17 protein-coding genes are annotated in these 17,926 nt (G+C 62.7%); 12 read left to right on the top strand and 5 right to left on the bottom strand.

Annotated elements, in window-relative coordinates; genetic code table 11:
- Window positions 1-61: 61 nt before the first annotated feature.
- Complete coding sequence (locus tag Harman_RS02230; RefSeq protein WP_137682191.1) at window positions 62-1,384, bottom strand: aminotransferase class III-fold pyridoxal phosphate-dependent enzyme; 1,323 nt, start codon at window positions 1,382-1,384, stop codon at window positions 62-64.
- Between the two features lie 786 nt (window positions 1,385-2,170).
- On the opposite strand from Harman_RS02230, the gene Harman_RS02235 reads away from it, so the two are divergent.
- The 8 genes from Harman_RS02235 (at window position 2,171) to Harman_RS02270 (ending at window position 10,488) form a co-directional block, all read left to right on the top strand.
- On the top strand, window positions 2,171-2,896 hold the full coding sequence (locus tag Harman_RS02235; protein WP_137682192.1) for a DUF7260 family protein: 726 nt from the start codon (window positions 2,171-2,173) through the stop codon (window positions 2,894-2,896).
- An 81-nt stretch (window positions 2,897-2,977) separates the two neighbouring features.
- The gene (locus Harman_RS02240) at window positions 2,978-3,706 is read left to right on the top strand and encodes a YqjF family protein (RefSeq protein ID WP_137682193.1); all 729 of its coding nucleotides are present in this window, start codon (window positions 2,978-2,980) and stop codon (window positions 3,704-3,706) included.
- A gap of 170 nt (window positions 3,707-3,876) precedes the next feature.
- Complete coding sequence (locus Harman_RS02245) at window positions 3,877-4,386, top strand: plastocyanin/azurin family copper-binding protein (RefSeq protein WP_137682194.1); 510 nt, start codon at window positions 3,877-3,879, stop codon at window positions 4,384-4,386.
- A 1-nt stretch (window position 4,387) separates the two neighbouring features.
- Window positions 4,388-6,370: a TAT-dependent nitrous-oxide reductase gene (gene nosZ, locus Harman_RS02250; RefSeq protein WP_137682195.1), complete on the top strand. Its 1,983-nt coding sequence runs from the start codon at window positions 4,388-4,390 to the stop codon at window positions 6,368-6,370.
- 30 nt (window positions 6,371-6,400) lie between these two features.
- Window positions 6,401-7,189 (top strand): hypothetical protein, encoded by a 789-nt coding sequence (locus tag Harman_RS02255; protein WP_137682196.1) that lies wholly within the window; start codon window positions 6,401-6,403, stop codon window positions 7,187-7,189.
- A complete protein-coding gene (gene nosD / locus Harman_RS02260; RefSeq protein ID WP_137682197.1) occupies window positions 7,186-8,580 on the top strand; it encodes a nitrous oxide reductase family maturation protein NosD in 1,395 nt (464 codons plus the stop codon). The genes Harman_RS02255 and nosD overlap by 4 nt, the downstream gene beginning before the upstream one ends.
- Window positions 8,567-9,550: an ABC transporter ATP-binding protein gene (locus Harman_RS02265; RefSeq protein WP_137682198.1), complete on the top strand. Its 984-nt coding sequence runs from the start codon at window positions 8,567-8,569 to the stop codon at window positions 9,548-9,550. The genes nosD and Harman_RS02265 overlap by 14 nt, the downstream gene beginning before the upstream one ends.
- Window positions 9,547-10,488 carry an ABC transporter permease gene (locus tag Harman_RS02270; RefSeq protein ID WP_137682199.1) on the top strand — a complete coding sequence of 314 codons (942 nt, stop codon included), beginning with the start codon at window positions 9,547-9,549 and terminating at the stop codon, window positions 10,486-10,488. Before Harman_RS02265 ends, Harman_RS02270 begins: the two co-directional genes overlap by 4 nt.
- A 12-nt stretch (window positions 10,489-10,500) precedes the next feature.
- On the opposite strand, the gene Harman_RS02275 is transcribed toward Harman_RS02270, so the two are convergent.
- From Harman_RS02275 to Harman_RS02285, 3 genes are all read right to left on the bottom strand, one after another.
- Window positions 10,501-11,397, bottom strand: coding sequence for a hypothetical protein (locus Harman_RS02275; RefSeq protein ID WP_137682200.1), 897 nt, complete (start codon window positions 11,395-11,397; stop codon window positions 10,501-10,503).
- Between the two features lie 39 nt (window positions 11,398-11,436).
- Window positions 11,437-12,534: a hypothetical protein gene (locus tag Harman_RS02280; RefSeq protein ID WP_137682201.1), complete on the bottom strand. Its 1,098-nt coding sequence runs from the start codon at window positions 12,532-12,534 to the stop codon at window positions 11,437-11,439.
- A gap of 173 nt (window positions 12,535-12,707) precedes the next feature.
- A complete protein-coding gene (locus Harman_RS02285; protein ID WP_137682202.1) occupies window positions 12,708-13,541 on the bottom strand; it encodes an MBL fold metallo-hydrolase in 834 nt (277 codons plus the stop codon).
- Window positions 13,542-13,708: 167 nt separating this feature from the next.
- Here Harman_RS02285 and Harman_RS02290 point away from each other — a divergent pair, with 167 nt between their 5' ends.
- Window positions 13,709-14,158: a universal stress protein gene (locus Harman_RS02290; RefSeq protein ID WP_137682203.1), complete on the top strand. Its 450-nt coding sequence runs from the start codon at window positions 13,709-13,711 to the stop codon at window positions 14,156-14,158.
- Window positions 14,159-14,317: 159 nt separating this feature from the next.
- Here Harman_RS02290 and Harman_RS02295 read toward each other — a convergent pair whose 3' ends face one another.
- Window positions 14,318-14,716 (bottom strand): YlbF family regulator, encoded by a 399-nt coding sequence (locus Harman_RS02295; RefSeq protein ID WP_137682204.1) that lies wholly within the window; start codon window positions 14,714-14,716, stop codon window positions 14,318-14,320.
- 128 nt (window positions 14,717-14,844) lie between these two features.
- Between Harman_RS02295 and Harman_RS02300 the strand changes: the two genes are divergently transcribed.
- From Harman_RS02300 to dph2, 3 genes are all read left to right on the top strand, one after another.
- Entirely contained in the window at window positions 14,845-15,378 is a 534-nt protein-coding gene (locus tag Harman_RS02300; protein WP_200830808.1) for a hypothetical protein, read from the top strand.
- Between the two features lie 78 nt (window positions 15,379-15,456).
- Entirely contained in the window at window positions 15,457-16,773 is a 1,317-nt protein-coding gene (locus Harman_RS02305; protein ID WP_137682205.1) for a methyl-accepting chemotaxis protein, read from the top strand.
- Window positions 16,774-16,827: 54 nt separating this feature from the next.
- Window positions 16,828-17,874 carry a diphthamide biosynthesis enzyme Dph2 gene (gene dph2 / locus Harman_RS02310; protein WP_137682206.1) on the top strand — a complete coding sequence of 349 codons (1,047 nt, stop codon included), beginning with the start codon at window positions 16,828-16,830 and terminating at the stop codon, window positions 17,872-17,874.
- Window positions 17,875-17,926: the final 52 nt, after the last annotated feature.

Genomic DNA, 17,926 nt, shown 5'->3' on the forward strand with positions numbered 1-17,926 from the left:
ACGTTCAGTCGATTCGGATTTCAGTACTGTGCGGAATTCCGCTGTGGCTTCGGGAAAGTTACTACGGGGACGACACAGCGTCGCCAATCTCAGTAAACACCGAATCGAGGATATCAATCCCCAGTTCGAGCTCGCGTTCAGTAACGTCAAGCGGCGGTAGGAGCCGGAGCGATTTCTGTCCACAGCCGAGCGTGAGGAGGCCGCGCTGCAGCGTGGCTTCCATCACAGCGTCACGGCGATCAACCGTGTCGAACTCCAGGGCGATCATCAGACCGACCCCGCGTACGTCCTCGACCATCGCGTGGTCGGCAGAGATCATGCGGAGGCGGTCCATGAAGTACGTCCCCATCTCGGCGGCGTGGTCGAGCAGGTTGTGATCCTCGATAGCGGCGAGAGTAAGCGCGCCACGCATCGACCCCAGGATATCGCCAGCACCCCACGTCGAGGAGAGTCGCGATGTCTCTGACGGAAACATATCCGACCGAGAAATCGTCGCACCGACCCGAAGCGCCTTCGCGCTCGTGATGACATCCGGTTCGATATCGTAGTGGTCGACGGCCCACATCTCCCCCGTACGGCCGACCCCGGACTGGATCTCGTCGGCGATGATCGGGATGTCGTGTGCCCGGCAGAGGTCATCGAGGGCCGAAAGGAACTCGGGACTCGGGACGTGATAGCCGCCTTCGCCCTGTATCGGCTCCAGAATCAGAAAGGCCACCTCTTCGGGTGGGATGTGACCGGCATCGGGGTCGAGTTTGCTTCGCAGGCGCTCGACGCCGGCCTCCGAAAACTCGATGTCGTGGATCCCGCTGAGCTCCGGAAACTTCCGGCGGTACACGGACTTCGAGCGATTCAGCGACAGCGCACCCAGGGTCCGCCCGTGGAACGCACCATCGAAGGTAATAGCATACTTCGGCGTTTCGCAGTTGTCGTAGCAGATCTTCATCGCGTTCTCGACGGCCTCTGCGCCCGAGTTCGAGAGAAAAACAGTATCGAATCCGTAGTGACTGGAAAGGGCGGTCAGTTTGTCCATCAAGTGGGCGGGCGCAGGCATCGAGGCGTCGTCTGGCGTCCCGCCAGTACTCACATAGAAATCCTGGCCGGCGATTTTCAGCGGGTCGACCAGATCGAACTCGTCGGCACGGTCCAGTACCTTCGGGTTGTTGTAGCCAAGCGGGGCGGATGCGACGTGACTCGTAAAATCTAGGAGCACGTTCCCGTCGGCATCGGTACAGAACGGGCCGATAGCGTCTTCGGTGATGTCCCAGACGAAGTCGTACACGTACGTACTCGGGGCAGCCGTTTCGTGGTGGTACGCGACCCACTCGCTGCTTCGGGGACCGGGGAGGGAATCGACATGCGGTTCTACAGTATCGCGGTCCATGGGAAAACGTAATCGGTCCCGTGGTATAAATCACCATGCCGACCAGTTCGAACAGTCGTCGGTGAGTCTGCCGTAGCTATCGAGAGCCCAGTCCAACGCGGTTGTCGCTCCCAACGAGCATAGGCCGCCCAAAAGGCTGACAGACCCATGAACCGGGACCGCTGTCGCTGGCTGTCTACCCCAACACGAACCGAGTGTGCGTACAGAGGCGGACTAATCCCTACTAACGACGGTACGATTGTTATTCGAACCCCCGTTCCAGAGAGCACCACTTCGGGACACAATCCGTCGGTTTGGGGTTTCCAAACCAATTACCACGATAGGGAAAGAAGTCGGCGAAGGTTCCTAAGAGACTGCGATATTTGGTAGTAAATAGGTCGTAATAGGGGTTGATATTAGAATTATATTGCCATCTAGGTGTATTATCTTCATATATAGTGAGAATTAAGGTAGAAATGAAGGCATATTCTAATAGTTCGTTGTAAAGACACTATTATCACCGATATTTCGAAATTAGAATCTAAAATATGAGGGGATATCCCGATATCTGGGTCTCATATATTCTACTGCGGTCTCCGAGAATGGAATGACTACACCGATGGTGCGCTAGAGAGTCGACATGATGTAACGGTGGACCCTCCCCCAGAAAGCGGCGTGTGAAACCGCAAGACAGTCCCCGGGCATGCTCTCTCTCAGCATCACTAAGTATATAAATGGTCTCCCAGAACATTGCGGTGTTGTCCGGTAACTAAAACACTTATTGTTGTTACCGAACGAGATACTAGTATGTCAACGACGCCTGTGCAGGACGATACGCAGTGGTTCCTGCATACATGGCGAGATCACATTCTAGAGCCAGTAGAAACGGCTCTCAATGTTCTTGATGAGGAGCATGCGGAGCTTGTTGCCGAGCAGGATGCTTTCGAAGAATTTCTTCAGCGGCTTCGTGCCGTTGACCCCGTCGAACAGCCCTCCAACCCCGTTGGGACGAAGAGTCAGCGGCCCGTGTCCGCACCTGTCAAGGCGTTGCGGGACGCCTACACTGATACGGTTCTCGCTGTCGATCACTACGAATCTGTGTACGACGAGTCGCTGGTCGAGAACGTCGCTGTCGAGTTCGGACCGGACTACGCAGCACTGTTTCACCCTGCGTCGAACGTTCGATTTTCCCCGCCGCTCAAACGCTCGCTAGTCGCCGCGACCAAACAGGCGATCGACGAACGGGACTCACTCGATCGGGCAGTCGAAATCGAACAGGAATCGATACAGAACTACCGGGACCACCTCGGGGAGATCATCGACACGCTCGACAGCACCGTCGTCCCGGAATGGTACCGCGAGACGTTCCAGGGCGACATCACGACACTCCTCCAAGAACGCCAGGAGCAACTGCACTCAAGCGTTCACCGGTTCGAGACCCACGATTTCTGCGCGTACATGTACGAGGAACAGCTCTGGACGTATCCGGTGTTGACCAGTCTCGCACGGTTACAGGAGTCCGTTGACAGTTGAGGTCGCGGGTGCAAAGTCCCGCACGCGGGCTAGTGTCTACCTAACGGGAGACTCTTCTCGCTACGGCGCGAAACAGTACCTATGGTCCTCCCTCTAGAGATGGGGTGGCGGCAGTTGCTGTTCGAGAACTGGCCGGTCGACCCCAATCTCATGGACGCTCATCTCCCGGCGTCACTCGAGGCCGACCGATACGACGGCGCGGCGTGGCTCTCGGTCGTCCCCTTCACCAACGTTGCCGTCCGACCGAAGGGATGCCCGCGGTCGCTCGGTATCCGACTCCCTGAGATCAACGTTCGGACGTACGTCACCCACGACGGGGTTCCCAGCGTCTATTTCTTCAGTCTCGACGCACAGGGGCTGGCAAGCGTCGTCGGCGCGCGACTCGTCCACCACCTCCCCTATTACTACGCTCGCATCTCGCTGGAGTTCTGTGACGGGCGCGTCAAGTTCGATAGCCGACGGCGACATCCCGGGGCGCGTCCGGGCAGGTACACGGCGACGTACTGGCCGACAGACAGCCCGTTCCAGTCAACAGCGGATTCGCTGGCGGAGTTCCTGGTCGAACGCTATCGCTTCTACACCGAGGCCCCGGACGGGTCGCTTCGCTACACCGATGTCGACCACGATACGTGGACGCTGTACCCGGCGTCGGCGACCGTCGAGACCGATACGCTACTGCGGGCCAACGGGTTCGCCCGGCCTGACACGGACCCGGTGTACTACTACAGCCCCGGCCTGGATGTCGTTACATCCCGGAGCAATCGGTGTGAGCCGTCCACTAAAGGGGCTGAATCGGAAAGTACCAACTGACCGGGTCAGGCAGTTCGACGAAAATTCCACTGTCTGGATGCTGCGGTAGCTCCGCCGGGGATACTGGGTTCACTAGACACCGACGAACATATTCGCCCGGCTTCCTGGGAGATGAGAGCACGGTTCCCTATATATACAGGTAGGTCAACGAGTTGCAGTCGTGAGCTACCATGGCAACGCGTAGAACATTCGTGCGTGGACTGGCTGTCGTGGCTGGAGCAGCGCTGGCTGGCTGTTCATCGAGCGGCGGCTCCAGCGGTGGCGGTGACGGTGAATCGAGTAGCGATGGCGAAACGGCTACCGAAACTGCCGAATCCAGCGACGGCGGGAGCGGGTCCGAATGGACCGAAACCAGTACCGTCGAGATGACAGACGGCCTGGCATACGAACCCAAGAACATCCAGGTCGAGGCTGGAACGACGATTACCTTCGAGAACGTCGGCGCCATCGGTCACACAGTAACGGCCTACGAGGACAAGATCCCAGACGGCGCGGAGTACTTCGCCTCCGGCGGGTTCGACTCCCAACAGGCCGCGAAAGACGGCTACAGCAACGGCCAGAAAGGCAATATTACGGAAGGCGAGAGCTACGAAGTCACGCTTGAGACGACGGGCACGTACGAGTACTACTGCATCCCACACGAGATGAACGGGATGGTCGGCAAAATCAAGGTGGTCTGAGATGAGCAAGAACGAAACCCCACGCGACCCGAACGAAGTTCTCGACGAATACGAAGAAACGCTCGACTCGGTGCTGGCAGAGGTCGAGTCCCCGGACGAAGCGGCTGAAGACGACGACATCTCGCTGGGACTGCCCGGCCTCTCGCTCGGCCGCCGGGACTTCATGAAAGCCGGCGTAGCTGCCGGAGCGATGGGCTCCGTCGCCGGCTGTTCGGCGCTGACCGGCGGTGGCGACGGCAGTGCGGCCAACCAGACGACAGAATCCGGCAGCAGTGTGAGCCACACGGTCGAACCGGGCGAACACGACGAGTACTACGGGTTCTGGTCCGGCGGCCACTCCGGCGAACTGCGGGTCATCGGCATCCCGTCGATGCGCGAACTCACCCGCATTCCGGTGTTCAACACCGACTGCGCGACGGGGTATGGTTTCACTGACGACACCAAGGAACTGCTGGAGGAGGGCGGCGGCTACAGCTGGGGTGACAACCACCACCCGAACCTCTCGGAGACGGACGGCGACTACGACGGCGAGTACCTGTACGTCAACGACAAAGCCAACGGCCGCATCGCCCGCGTGAACCTCACGTACTTCGAGACGGACGCCATCACGGACGTGCCGAACATGCAGGCCATCCACGGCTGCTGTGTCCTCTCGCCGGACACGAAGTACGTGCTGGGCAACGGTGAGTTCCGCGCACCGCTGCCAAACGACGGTACCGACGCGAAGAACCCGGACAACTACACGTCGCTGTTCGTCGCCGTCGACCCCGAGTCGATGGAGACCCAGTGGCAGGTCAAGGTCGACGGCAACCTCGACATCGTCGACACCGGCAAAGAGGGGCGGTGGGCCATCTCCTCGGCGTACAACAGCGAGGAGGCCACCGACATCCAGGGGATGACCAGAGACGACCGGGACAACGTCAAGGCATTCGACATCCCGGCTATCGAGCAGGCCGTCGAGAACGGTAACTACGAGGAGGTCAACGGCGTCCCCGTCGTTGACGGCACGCAGGAGAGTTCGCTCAACCAGGGCGACCGCCCCATCGTGAAGTACATCCCGACGCCGAAAAGCCCCCACTGCGTCGAGGTCGGGCCGAACGGCGACTACGCCTTCGTCGCGGGGAAGCTCTCGCCGACGGTGACGATGATCGACCTGGACGCGCTGGCCGATTCCTCGGACCCGGAGGATGTCGTCGCCGGGCGACCGCGCGTCGGTCTCGGTCCGCTGCACACTACCTTCGACGGCAACGGTCACGCCTACACCTCGCTGTTCATCGACTCCCAGGCAGTCAAGTGGGACATCGAGGCGGCTGTCGAAGCGGACGAAGGGTCCGAAGACCCCATCATCGAGAAGCAAGATGTCCACTACAACCCCGGGCATATTCAGGCCCTTGAGGCGATGACGACTGACCCCGACGGGGAGTGGCTCGTCAGCCTCAACAAGCTCTCGAAAGACCGGTTCCTCCCGGTCGGCCCCATCATGCCCGACAACGACCAGCTCATCCACATCGGACAGGGCGAGGAGTCGATGGAACTGGTCGCGGACCACCCGGCCTACCCCGAGCCACACGACTGTGTGTTCGCCCACAAGGACAAGATCGACGCAAAGAAGGTGTACGACAAGAGCGACTACGAGGAGACCTACATCACCGAGGAGGACTCCGGCGTCGAGCGCACGGGCGACAACAGCGTCCACGTCAAGATGACGACCAAGCGCTCGGAGTACGGCCTGCCGGACTTCACGGTTCAGGAAGGCGACGAGGTCAGGCTGTCCACGACCAACATCGAGGGCGTGCAGGACATCATCCACGGCGTTGCCATCCCCGAACACGATATCAACTACGCCGTGGCCCCACAGGACACCCGCGAGGTCACCTTCACGGCTGATGACCCCGGCGTGTACTGGATCTACTGTACGTACTTCTGTAGCGCCCTGCACCTGGAGATGCGCAGCCGGATGATCGTCGAACCGGCGGAGGAGTAGCGCCACAACCCACTTCGGAGGTGTCCAGCCATGCAACGACCCACCCTCGACGACTTCCGCGAGATACGACGGGGCCTCCCCGTGGTAGCGGCGCTGCTGTTCGTCGCTGCGCTCGCGTTCCCGATGTGGCGCATCAGCGTCGACGCGGTTCAGTACCCCAGTACCACGCTGCACCTGCAGCTGTACGCGTACCCGCGACTGACCGGGGACTTCACCGAGATGGCCCGGCTGAACCACTACATCGGGTTCTACTTCCCGGACCCGGTGTTCATCGAGCCGAACTACCCGGTGGAGGAGCGGGCCATCGACGTACCCGAGTGGTCGCTGGGACCGTTCGCGTTCGTCGCCGTGTCGCTGCTGTCGGTGTTCGTCGCTATCGCACCGACCGCCGACAAGCTCAAACGCGGCCTGAAATACCAGTTCGCCGGCACGGTGCTGGTGTTTACGGTGATGGTGGCCGACATCCAGTTCCGGCTCTGGCAGGCCGGGCATACGCTCGACCCGGACGCGCCGGTGATGGGCGTCTCCGGCTTCACGCCGCCGCTGTGGGGCCAGTACCAGGTCGCTAACATCACCAGCGTCTCCCGGTTCGGACTCGGGGCGTACATGGCCGCCACGGCTGCTGGAATGCTCGCGGTCGCGTACTACTACCGCGACCAGACGGTGACCTTCGGTGAGTTCCCGGCGCGATTGCGCGACGGGCTCGGGAACCTCCCCAACGCCGTTCGAGAGCGTCTCGGCCGTGGCGATGATCCCGACGACGAAGAAGACGCCCCGCACCGCCCGACGACCACCGCGGCAGATTCTGACCACTCATGAGCCCACTGTCCCACGATTTCGAGCGCGTATTTGCCGTCGGTACCGCGGTCCTGCTCGTGTTGTCAGTCATGGCTGTCGGCATGGCAAGCGCCGACTCAGCCGACAAGGCTGGAAGCGACGACCTCGCGTTTGACCCTGACGTACCCGACACCGACTCGTTTAGCGCCCCGACGGCCGAGGGCACCGCGACGGTCGACGGCGAGACGTACGACAGCGCACAGGCGGCGGTCGAGGCCGCTGACCCCGGCGATACCATCACGCTCGAAGGCCGGTTCAACGAGACGCTTGTCGTCACCACGCCGAACGTGACGCTGGCCGGGAGCGGTCCCAGGTCGACGCTGTTACACGGCGACGGCGAGGGCGACGTGCTCGCAGTCGAAGCCCAGGGCGTCACCGTGACTGACCTCTGGGTCCGCAACAGCGGTTTCGACACCGCCACGAATGACGCCGCGATATTCGTCAACGGCAGCGAGGCTACCGTCCGGGACAGCCGTGTGACCGACATGACCTTCGGCATCTGGCTAAACGGCATCGATGACGCCGAGGTCCGCAACAACACTCTCGTCGGCCGCGAGGAAATCACGCAGTTGACCCAGCGCGGCAACGGCATCCAGATCTGGAAGACCGAGGACAGCGTCATCCGGAACAACGAGATCACTACCGTCCGGGATGGACTGTACTTCAACTGGGCGAAAGACGTGAACGCCAGCGAGAACACGATGTGGGACCTCCGCTATGGCGTCCACTACATGTACTCCGACGACTCGCATCTGCGGAACAACACCGCCTTCGACAACGATGTCGGGTACGCGCTGATGGTCTCGAAACACCTCGTCATCGCGGACAACGTCGCGGTCAACAACAGTGGCCAGTCCGGCCACGGTATCCTCGTCAAGAGCATCGACGACACGGACATCCGGGGTAACCACCTCGTCGACAACGAGAACGGGCTGTTCGTCTACAACTCCGTCAGCAACCGCATCATCGGCAACCTCGTCGTCGGCAACGACGTGGGCGTCCACATCGCCGCCGGCAGCACCGACGGCACCGTAACCAAGAACAGTTTCATCCGCAACAACAGGCCGGTGCTTGCGGTCATGAGCGACCAGGTCCACTGGAACGAGAGCGTCGGGAACTACTGGTCCCGGGCGAACCCGACGGACGTTGACGACGACGGCGTCGGCGACACCCGCTACCAGCCGGCCGGGACCGTCCAGCAGGTGACCGCCGAAAAGCCCGCCGCGCGGGTGTTCGCCAGCAGCCCGGCCTTCGACGCCGTTCGGCTGGCCGAGTCGTCCGTCCCGGTCGTCCAGTCACCCGGCGTCGTCGACGCCCGCCCGCTCACCGACCCACCCCACGAGAACTGGAGGCACTACTATGAACGTGATTGACGTAGACGACGTATCGAAAGCCTACGGCGACGTGCAGGCGCTGGACGGACTGAGTCTGTCCGTCGAACGGGGGGCGACCCTCGGCGTGTTCGGCACGAACGGGGCCGGCAAGACGACGCTGTTCAAACTACTCACCGGGCTGAACAAGCCCGACGCGGGCAGTGTCTCCGTCGCCGGCGCGGACCCGACCGACGGGACCACCGTTCGCGAACGGGTACGTTACCTGCCGGAGCACGCCGGCTTCCCGCCGAGCCTGACCGGCCGCGAGATACTCCGCTTCCACGCCCGGATGCGCTCGGTGCCCCGCGAGGAGCGGAGCCACCACGTCGAGCGCATCCTACACACCGTCGGACTGGCCGACGCCGCGGACCGCCGCGTCGGCGGCTACTCCAACGGGATGAACCGCCGCCTCGGCCTCGGCACGGCGCTCGTCGGCGAGCCGGCTGTGCTGATACTCGATGAACCGACCGCCGGGCTCGACCCCGACGGCATCCGGGCATTCCACGAGGTTGTGGAATCCCTGGCGGCCGAAACTGACGTAACCATCGTCTTCTCCTCGCACGCCCTCGGGGAGATTCAGCGGCTCTGTTCGGAGGCGGTCATCATCGCCGACGGGCAGGTTGCCACTGCAGGGCCAGTCGAAGAACTCCGGCGCGCCGCCGCCGACGAGGTGACGGTGTCGCTGTCGCTGGGTTCCGAGACCGCTGCGAACGACGCAACGGCCGAACTGCGGGACCACGAGGCGGTGTCGACCGTCAGTCGGTCCGGCGCGGACCTGCGGGCACAGACCGCACCGACCGAGGCCTACGACCTGCTGACCGCCGTCGGTGAGGCGTACGCCATCGACCGGTTCGAGGTCCGCGAACCGGGCCTCGAAGCCGCGTTCCACGAGGCGGTCGGCGGGGACAGCCGGGACACCGATGACGTGCCGACGCCAGCAACAGCGAACTCGGGAGGTGAGCCGGCATGAGCGAGGACGCGGCATCGACGGACCCGGCTCCCGACGGTGGCGTTGCCGTCGACGCGCCGACCGCCCGGCTTCGTGACGGGGGGACCGAGCAGAAGACGGCCACGGAGGGGACCGACGAGTCGACGCTCGGCCGGCTTGCCGACAGCAGTCTGCTCACTATCGCTCGCCGGGAGTACCGGCTGGCGGTCCGGAGCCGGTGGGCGCTCGGCGTGGCGTTGCTGTTCGGCCTCTTTACCGCTGCCGTGGTCCAGTTCGGAGCGAGTTCTGTCGGGCCGGGCCGCTTCGACGCGGTGATCGCGACCATCGCAGAACTGGGTGTCTACCTCGTGCCGCTGACGGCGCTTGCGGTCGGCTACGACGCCATCGTCGGGGCCGACGAGCGCGGGTCGCTCGAACTCCTGCTCGCGCTCCCGGTCACGAAAGGCCGTGTCGTCGTCGGCACTGCCATCGGACGGGCGGCGGTGCTGTCCGGCGCGATGTTGCTCGGCTTCGTCCCCGGCGCGCTGTTGACCGTCCGATATCTCGGTATCGCAAGCGTCGGACCCTACGCGGCCGTCGCCCTCGCAGCGGTGCTGACCGCCTGTGCGATGCTCGGCGTTGCGGTGCTGGTCTCGACAGTCGCACGGACGAAGACCCACGCGCTCGGGGTCTCACTCGCCATCTGGCTGTGGGTCGCGCTGTTGCACGACCTGGTGGCACTGGGAGCCGTCGCAGGGTTCGATCTCGGCTCGGGCGCTATCGCCGCCGCGATACTCCTCAACCCCGTGGACTGCTTCCGCGTGCTCGCGCTCTCACAGGTGGACGTGGTCGCTGGCGGCTTCGGCAGCGTGCTGGCACAGGCCGGGCTGACCGCGCCGATGGTCGCCGCAGCGCTGGTGGCGTGGGTCGTCGTGCCAGTCGGCGTCGCCGCGAAGCTCATCCAGCGGCGGCGTCTCTGAAGCAAATCCGGTTCAGACCGACTGCAGCGCCGTTTCTTCGGGTTCCTCGAACAGACTGGCGACCTGCTTTGTCGTCTCCGTGCGCTCGTGGGCGTTTTCGAGAAGCACGGTCTCGCTGGGGAACAGCCGCTCGCCGAGTTCGAGGCCGTGGTCGCGCGCGGTCGAGCCAGTGACGGTGAGATAGACGCCAAGCCCCGTTTCGGCGATGTCTTCCTCTTCCTCGCCGCCGTTGGTGGGATACGTGAATGAAATGCCATCGAGGGCGCTCGTCCCGAGGATCGCCTCGACGAGCCGCTCGTACCGCGGTGAGATACAGAGCTCGCCCTCGTAGTTAGTGACGAAGGCCCGATCCAGCGGTCCGTCCTGGGAATCCGTGACCTCCGGCGTCGCAAGCAGCGTGTGATACACCGTATCGCCCAGCCCCGTTACGACCCGCACGTCCGTGTCCAGCGGGTCGATGCGGTCGTTGATTTCGTCGATGGCGGTCAGCGGTTCGTCCCGGAGCTGGACGACCTCTTCGAGGACGAGGTCGGCGCTGTCGAACCCGAGTGCGAACTCGTGGGTCCGAAGCGCCCGGAACGGCTCCTCGCGGCCGACCAGCTGGACATCGCCGTACTCGGTCGGGACGGTGACGCTGTCGAAGACGATCCGTCGGGGCATCCCGTCGCGGTCGTCACGGAGCAGCGTGTACTCCGGCTTGGACGGCTCTTCGAGCGAGGAGTAGTCGCTGATGCGATGGTACACGTCGGCGACCGCGTCCTGCTTGCCCTTGGTGACGGCCTTCTCGTAGCGAAGCGTCGAGATTATCTCGTCGGCCAGGTCGGTGGTCCCTGTACGCCCGGCGAGTCGCTCCAGCACTGCTTCGAGAGGCCGACCCTTGCGCGGCACGGCCACTCTCGTCGTCGTCATTATGCAGGCACAGACGGGGGACCGGTAAAACGAGTTCGGTTAGTCGCCGCCGCCGATAACCGACGATAGCTGTTCGCGCCACTGTTTGAGCTCTTCGATCTCGGACTCGGTTTCGTCGATCCGCTCGGCGAGTTCGCCCTCGCCGATTTCCTCGCGGACGGCCTCGATCTCGTCTTCGAGGTCGTCGAGCTGGCCCTCGACGCTCTCGACCTCATCGGAGAGCGCATCGACCTGTTCGGAGGCGTCGGTGGCCGTGTTCGTCGCCGACTGGATCTCGTCTTCGAACCCATCGAGTGTCTGTTCGAAGGATTCCAGACGCTCACTGAATTCCTCGATCATATCCTCGCCGGTCCCGTTCTCTTCGAGGAACTCTTCGAGGGCATCAGTGTAGGCGCGGAGGTCCGCGATGTCGCCCTGGATCCGCTGGATCCGGGCGTCGTTGACGCCGCCGGTGTCGTTGTCGTCCTCAGAGACGGCATCGAGTGCGCGCTTGAGGAGCTTCACGTCCTCCGGGGAGACGTTTTGATCGCGGATTTCCTGGGCCATCGTTGCGACGACAGCACCGGACTGCACCTCCGAGTCTGTCGGTGCGGCGTTGCTCTCTTCGGGGGCTTCGACGCTCGAATCGTGATTGTTCGGGTCCGAAAGGTCCAGCGTCTCGATGTCCTCGTCGTCCTCGTCTTCGAGGCCGGGAACGCTGTCGGCCTCGCCGGAGATAACGTTCCGAACGGCGTCATCGCCGCCCCCGACGAGGTCCTCCTCGTCCTCGTCAAGCGGCGGGTCGACACTCTCTATCTCGGGTTCGGTCAGGAACTTCTCGACATCGTCGGTTCCCGTCGCACGGATTCCATAAACGGTTGTGTAGTCGGCTTCCGGCTCCAGTTCCTTCTCGAACGCGATCCGGTCCTCGTTGATGTCCCAGTACTCGCTGCCGTACTCCGGGTGAAAGCCGAGGTCCTCGACAGCTACGTCTTCCGGGACGGTGTCGACCAGCCTGATCGTCACCGGAACGGAGCGACGCGAAGTGAGATTGAACGCAATCGCGGGCACAGGGAACTCGTCCGCCTCGAACCGCTTGGTCACTGTCACGCCGTCCGAGGCCACAGTGATTTCGTCATAGGCTTGCGAATTGCTCATGGTCTGTATGGTCTCAGCAATGGTATTAAAGGTACGTACCTGACCAACATTTACGCCTTTTTTCTAGATATCCGTGGTTAATATAAGATAGTACTATCTATCTCAGTAACACGATTAGGGCATGTATCGGGACGTTCGGCGGATTTCTCACGCTTGGGACCGACAGGTCGGTCTCAGTCGAGATCGAACCGGTCGCCGATTTCAACAATTGAAAGCGTCGACGGATACGTGAAGCTGCTTGCGTGGTTGTGCAACACGGTGGGTTCCGTCGTCATCCCCTTCCACATGTCCCAGTGGGACGGGACGAGCGTGTCCAGTTGGAGTTCGTTCGCGGCCTCGATAATCATGTTCTCGTCGTTGTACCACTTCGTTCGGACCGGCTCGCCGGTCTCCTTGTCGTCAATGTTCCCGACGGCCCCGAACGCGAGGACGCCGACATCGATATCGTAGCGCTCACCGACGGATTCGAACTCGCCGGGGCGGGCGTCGCCGCCGTGGAAGAACGTGCCGGACTCGTGCTCGAACACGTACGACACCGGGTGCTCGGCGTCGGGGTCGTTGGCCGGTTCGACGTGGACAGTCAGGTCGCCGATTTCGAGCGTGTCGCCTTCAGTGACCTCGTGGAGCTGGTCGTCCGTGACGCTCCAGTTGTCCATCCAGCCCTCCTCGTCGATGACTTCGTGCCCGCTGTCGGTGGTGTAGTAGTCCGCGCCCGTCGCGGCGAGAATCGGGGCCTGAGACGGCCCGTGGACGTGGTCCGTGTGCTCGTGTGTCCCCAGAACCGCGTCGCACTCAGTGATGTCCTCGGGGTTGAACGGCACCGGAATCATCCGCACGGTCCGTGGGGGATCGCCGATGCCGAGATACGGGTCGATGAAGACGGTCGCGCCGCCGCTCGATTTCACGATGAAGCCGTTACAGCCAAGATACCAGATCGCCAGTCCGTCGGGAGACGCCGACTCCACCGCGCGCGGGAGCCAGTCCGCCCAGTCGGATTCGACTGTCATGTCCGAACATGCCCCGCCCGGTCGCTAAGGTGTTTCGAAGACGACAGCCTGCGGTCGCTCCGTGGGTGCCGGTCGCCCCAGCGAGTCGGCCGCACTCCCCGATCGTCTCTCGCTGTCTGAGAACGAGGCCCCTGATTTATCCCTCTGTTGGCTGAAACGTTACCTGTATGTACGACCGAATCCTCCTCGCTTCAGATGGGACAGCGGCCTCGACGAACGCCGAATCCCACGCGATTGCCCTCGCAGCGGCACACGACGCCGCCCTCCATGTACTGTACGTCGTCGACGAAGACGTGTACACGGCCTACAGCGGCGACGAGTACGTCGACGAATCGGAGGGGCCGGAGCACGGCCTCGAAGAGACAGGACAGGAGACACTGGCCCGGATACAGGCCGACGCAGAGGCGTCCGGCGTTGACGTGACGACGACCCTGAAACACGGACGGCCGGCCGAATCCATCATCGAAACTGCCACAGAGGCGGATGCCGACGTACTCGTGCTCGGCACGAAACGGCGGCCGGCGGAGTACCGGAGCCTCCTCGGCAGCATCACGGATAAAGTACTCAGACTGACCGAACGACCGACAGTCGTGGTGAAGACCGAAGTCGAAGCATAACCCAAGCGGCGAAGCGGTATCGGTGGCGACCGGTAGCTGTCACCGGGACCATATCACTGACAGCCAATGGCTGTCGGTGCGGCTGTCTCACTGACTATCGACAGTATCGCCTTACGCAGTGCTGTTCGATTCGGCGTCCGCGAAAAACGTGACCGGTCGTCAGTCCTCGCAGCAACCGCCGGCTTTCTGGCCGAAGTCGACGGCCAGTTCCTCGGAGACGACTTCGTTGAGTTCCTGCAGGCGCAGTTCGAGTTCGTTCTGGGCCTCCAGATAGTCGCTCATCACCGGAATGTCGTGGAGTTCCTCCTGCTTTTGCTGGACCTTCCGGAGGTCCTCCTGGGAGGCGTTGCCGGTCTGACGAGCGAGCATGAACTCCTCGCGGATCTGCTCGAACTCCTGAATAGCCTCCTGGGCCTCGTCGTGGTTTTCGACGGCGTCTTTCGTCTCCTTGAATCGCTGGTACACCGGTAGCTCGGCGATTGCCTCGCCGAACTCTGTAGCGAGCGCCTCGACGTGGTCACCGTCGATATCAGCGGCGGTATCGGTCTCGATGCTCATCACCGCGAAGTATGGACTCGGGCGGTATAGGCCTGCCGAAACCGGGCGTTTTCTGGACAGGGCGGGCGCGGTGAGGCCGACAGACCACGGCCCCGGAGCTTCAAGTTCTCCCGCTGAGTTGACGGGCCATGCAACTGCTTGAGGGGATTGCTTCCATCCTCGCCATCTTCCTCTACATCCTCTTACTGGCGGTGCTGTCGTTTGGCATCCTGTTCGGAATCGCGGCGGTCATGGGCGTCGCCGGGTCGGTGCTCTCGATTCCGCTCCTGTACGTTTTGCCGGACGTGCGCCGATTCCTCCTTCTCGCGTCTGGGGGCGCGCCAGACGACCAGACGCCGCCGTGGCGCGTCGCCGTCCGCCCCCGGTATCTCCTGCTGTCAATGCTGTTCGGCGTCAGCTACGGCGTCGTCTTCCTGGTCCTGTTCATTCCGTTCCGCGAACTGCGGCTGGTCCACGCAAGTGTCGGTCCCGTGCCGTTGCTGCTTGGCATCCCGCTGTCGTTTGTCACGCTGGCGGTTCCGCTGGCGTTCGGAATCCAGCGGACATCGAGTGCCTGGACCGAAACGACCGACAGCCGCTCAGTGCTGGTCCAGTGGATCGTCTTTCTCACCGTCGTTGTGACCCTCGGAACTGCCGTTCCGGTGGTTGTGACGCAACTCTGACTACGGCGTTCTGTGTCTGTTATCAGCTGTTGTAATCGGCCGCAAACGATAAATCCGGATCCGGGTTCGTCTGTACCAATGACAAATCCAGCGCCAGCGAGCGACCTGATACCGGACTCTGTAGAGGACAGCGGGACGTTCTGGCTCCATGCATTCGAGTCACTTATCGCAGATTTACCCGAGGCAGCGTTCATCGTTGACGCGGACGGGGATATTACGCACTGGAACGACACGGTCGAAGACATGCTTGGACTTCCGGCGAGTGAGGCCGTCGGGATGAACGCCTACGACGTGTTCGGTACGGAAGGGGAGGACGAGACGCTCGCCCAGGAGGTCATCAGGACGAAAACGCCGGTCCGCGAGAACGAGTTCCGCTCCGCCGAGCGGCCCGACGGGACGATGGCACACGCGCGAGCGGTGGCGATCCCGCTCATGGGTCCCGGCGGCGACGCCGTCGGTGCGGTCGAGCTCCTGATCGATTTCAGTAACATCGTCGAACAGCGGGCGGAGCTCCAGAACCTCCAGTCGGATATGGCGACAGATGTGGAGTCAGCTGTCAGCGAACTCGGCGACTCGGCGGCGGCCGTCACCGAGCAGTCCGACGAGATCAAAGACATGACCGACGAGCAGACCAACGATCTCGGTGAGGTACAGTCCGAAGTCTCCGGGTTCAGCGCTACTGTCGAGGAGATCGCCTCCAGCGCCGAGGAAGTGAGTAGCCAGAGCGGCGAGGCCAGGGAACTCGCCGAGGAGTCCGTCGAGACGGCCGAAGAAACTATCGAGCGCGTCGAAGATGCGACCGAGTCCGCCGAGCAGGTCGCGGCCGATTCGACGGAACTTCGGGGCCACATCGAGGAGATCGACGAGTTCGTCGAGGTCATCAACGACATCGCGGACCAGACGAACATGCTGGCGCTGAACGCCAACATCGAGGCCGCGCGGAGCAACAGCGACAGCGACGGGTTCGCGGTCGTCGCCGACGAGATCAAGGAACTGGCCGACGAGTCCAAACAGCACGCCGACGAGGTCGAGCGCATCGTCGGCGAGGTCCGCGAGATGGCCGACGACACCGCCGAAAACGTCGAGGAGACGACGGACGCGATACAGCAGGCCCTCGCCGACCTGGAGACGGTGCTGGACAATCAGGAGGCCATCCTCGACGCCGCGTCCGAGACCGAACAGGGAATCAGCGAGGTCGCGGAAGCGACCGACGATCAGGCCGCAAGCGCCGAGGAGATCGCCAGCATGATCGACGAGATCGCCGACCGCGCCGCCGAGGTTTCCACGTCCATCGACGAACTGGCTGACGCCAACGAGACACAGCACCAGATGGCCCGGGACCTAGAGGAGAACGTCGAGCGGGTCGAGCGGAGACTGTCCGAGATTATGGACTGACTACCGCTCAGCGAAACACGGGGGTTATGCCGCTCGAACGGATACACAGTTGCAATGAGTCAAGAGCGGACCGAGGGCGACCTCCGGAACACCGGACTGTCGCTCAAACACGACCGTGAGTGGGACTACGAACTCGACCGAATTATCGAGGCTGTCGAAGAACGCGATGCAGAGAAGGTGGGGCTGCAGTTCCCCGAGGGACTGAAACGCCGCGGCCCGGCCGTGGCCGACGACCTCCGGGAGAACCTCCCTGACGACGTGACTGTGTTGCTCTCGGGACAGCCCTGTTACGGCGCGTGTGATCTCGACACCTACATGATGCGCCGGACGGACGTGTTCGTCCACTTCGGCCATTCGCCGATGAAGGAGTCTGACAAGATCATCTACGTGCCGCTGTTCTCGAACGTCGATGTCTTCCCCATCATGGAGCAGGCCCGCGAGGAACAGCTCGCAGACCCCGAGGAAGACCCCGACGTGGGGCTGGTGACGACGGCCCAGCACATGAACAAGTTCGAGGAGATGCGGGAGTGGCTGGAAGAGCGGGGCTACACCGTCCACACGCGCCGGGGCGACGAACGACTCACCCACGAGGGACAGGTCCTGGGCTGTAACTACGCCAGCGCCGACGTGGACGCCGACCAGATGCTCTATGTCGGCGGCGGGAAGTTCCACCCGCTCGGGCTTGCGATGGAACACCCCGAGAAACACGTCGTCATCGCGGACCCGGTCAACAACGTCGTCACCGTCGCGGACACGGAGAAGTTCATGAAACAGCGCTACGGCGCGGTCCACCGGGCGATGGACGCCGAGTCCTGGGGCGTCATCTTCTGTACGAAAATCGGCCAGGGCCGCTGGGACAAGGCCGAGGAAATCGTCGAGAACAACGAGAACGCCTACCTCATCACGATGGACGAGGTGACGCCGGACCGACTGACGAACTTCGGGATGGACGCCTACGTCAACACGGGCTGTCCCCGCATCACCACCGACGACGGCCCGCAGTTCAAAAAGCCGATGCTCACCCCCGGTGAGTACGAAATCGCCATCGGCGAGAAGCCTCTCGACTCCCTGGAGTTCGACACGTTCCACGGCACCTGGTAGCGTTCTCACAGCTGAGAACCGCGGGAATACAGTCTTGTATTCCGGTACGCGA

Origin of the sequence: Haloarcula mannanilytica, from assembly GCF_005406125.1 — an archaeon.
Classification (GTDB): domain Archaea; phylum Halobacteriota; class Halobacteria; order Halobacteriales; family Haloarculaceae; genus Haloarcula; species Haloarcula mannanilytica.

What these genes read in the sequence shown, in the direction of transcription:
- Harman_RS02230 (WP_137682191.1), bottom strand. Translation starts at nt 1,384, where the DNA reads ATGGACCGCGATACTGTAGAACCGCATGTCGATTCCCTCCCCGGTCCC.
- Harman_RS02235 (WP_137682192.1), top strand. Translation starts at nt 2,171, where the DNA reads ATGTCAACGACGCCTGTGCAGGACGATACGCAGTGGTTCCTGCATACA.
- Harman_RS02240 (WP_137682193.1), top strand. Translation starts at nt 2,978, where the DNA reads ATGGTCCTCCCTCTAGAGATGGGGTGGCGGCAGTTGCTGTTCGAGAAC.
- Harman_RS02245 (WP_137682194.1), top strand. Translation starts at nt 3,877, where the DNA reads ATGGCAACGCGTAGAACATTCGTGCGTGGACTGGCTGTCGTGGCTGGA.
- nosZ (WP_137682195.1), top strand. Translation starts at nt 4,388, where the DNA reads ATGAGCAAGAACGAAACCCCACGCGACCCGAACGAAGTTCTCGACGAA.
- Harman_RS02255 (WP_137682196.1), top strand. Translation starts at nt 6,401, where the DNA reads ATGCAACGACCCACCCTCGACGACTTCCGCGAGATACGACGGGGCCTC.
- nosD (WP_137682197.1), top strand. Translation starts at nt 7,186, where the DNA reads ATGAGCCCACTGTCCCACGATTTCGAGCGCGTATTTGCCGTCGGTACC.
- Harman_RS02265 (WP_137682198.1), top strand. Translation starts at nt 8,567, where the DNA reads ATGAACGTGATTGACGTAGACGACGTATCGAAAGCCTACGGCGACGTG.
- Harman_RS02270 (WP_137682199.1), top strand. Translation starts at nt 9,547, where the DNA reads ATGAGCGAGGACGCGGCATCGACGGACCCGGCTCCCGACGGTGGCGTT.
- Harman_RS02275 (WP_137682200.1), bottom strand. Translation starts at nt 11,397, where the DNA reads ATGACGACGACGAGAGTGGCCGTGCCGCGCAAGGGTCGGCCTCTCGAA.
- Harman_RS02280 (WP_137682201.1), bottom strand. Translation starts at nt 12,534, where the DNA reads ATGAGCAATTCGCAAGCCTATGACGAAATCACTGTGGCCTCGGACGGC.
- Harman_RS02285 (WP_137682202.1), bottom strand. Translation starts at nt 13,541, where the DNA reads ATGACAGTCGAATCCGACTGGGCGGACTGGCTCCCGCGCGCGGTGGAG.
- Harman_RS02290 (WP_137682203.1), top strand. Translation starts at nt 13,709, where the DNA reads ATGTACGACCGAATCCTCCTCGCTTCAGATGGGACAGCGGCCTCGACG.
- Harman_RS02295 (WP_137682204.1), bottom strand. Translation starts at nt 14,716, where the DNA reads ATGAGCATCGAGACCGATACCGCCGCTGATATCGACGGTGACCACGTC.
- Harman_RS02300 (WP_200830808.1), top strand. Translation starts at nt 14,845, where the DNA reads ATGCAACTGCTTGAGGGGATTGCTTCCATCCTCGCCATCTTCCTCTAC.
- Harman_RS02305 (WP_137682205.1), top strand. Translation starts at nt 15,457, where the DNA reads ATGACAAATCCAGCGCCAGCGAGCGACCTGATACCGGACTCTGTAGAG.
- dph2 (WP_137682206.1), top strand. Translation starts at nt 16,828, where the DNA reads ATGAGTCAAGAGCGGACCGAGGGCGACCTCCGGAACACCGGACTGTCG.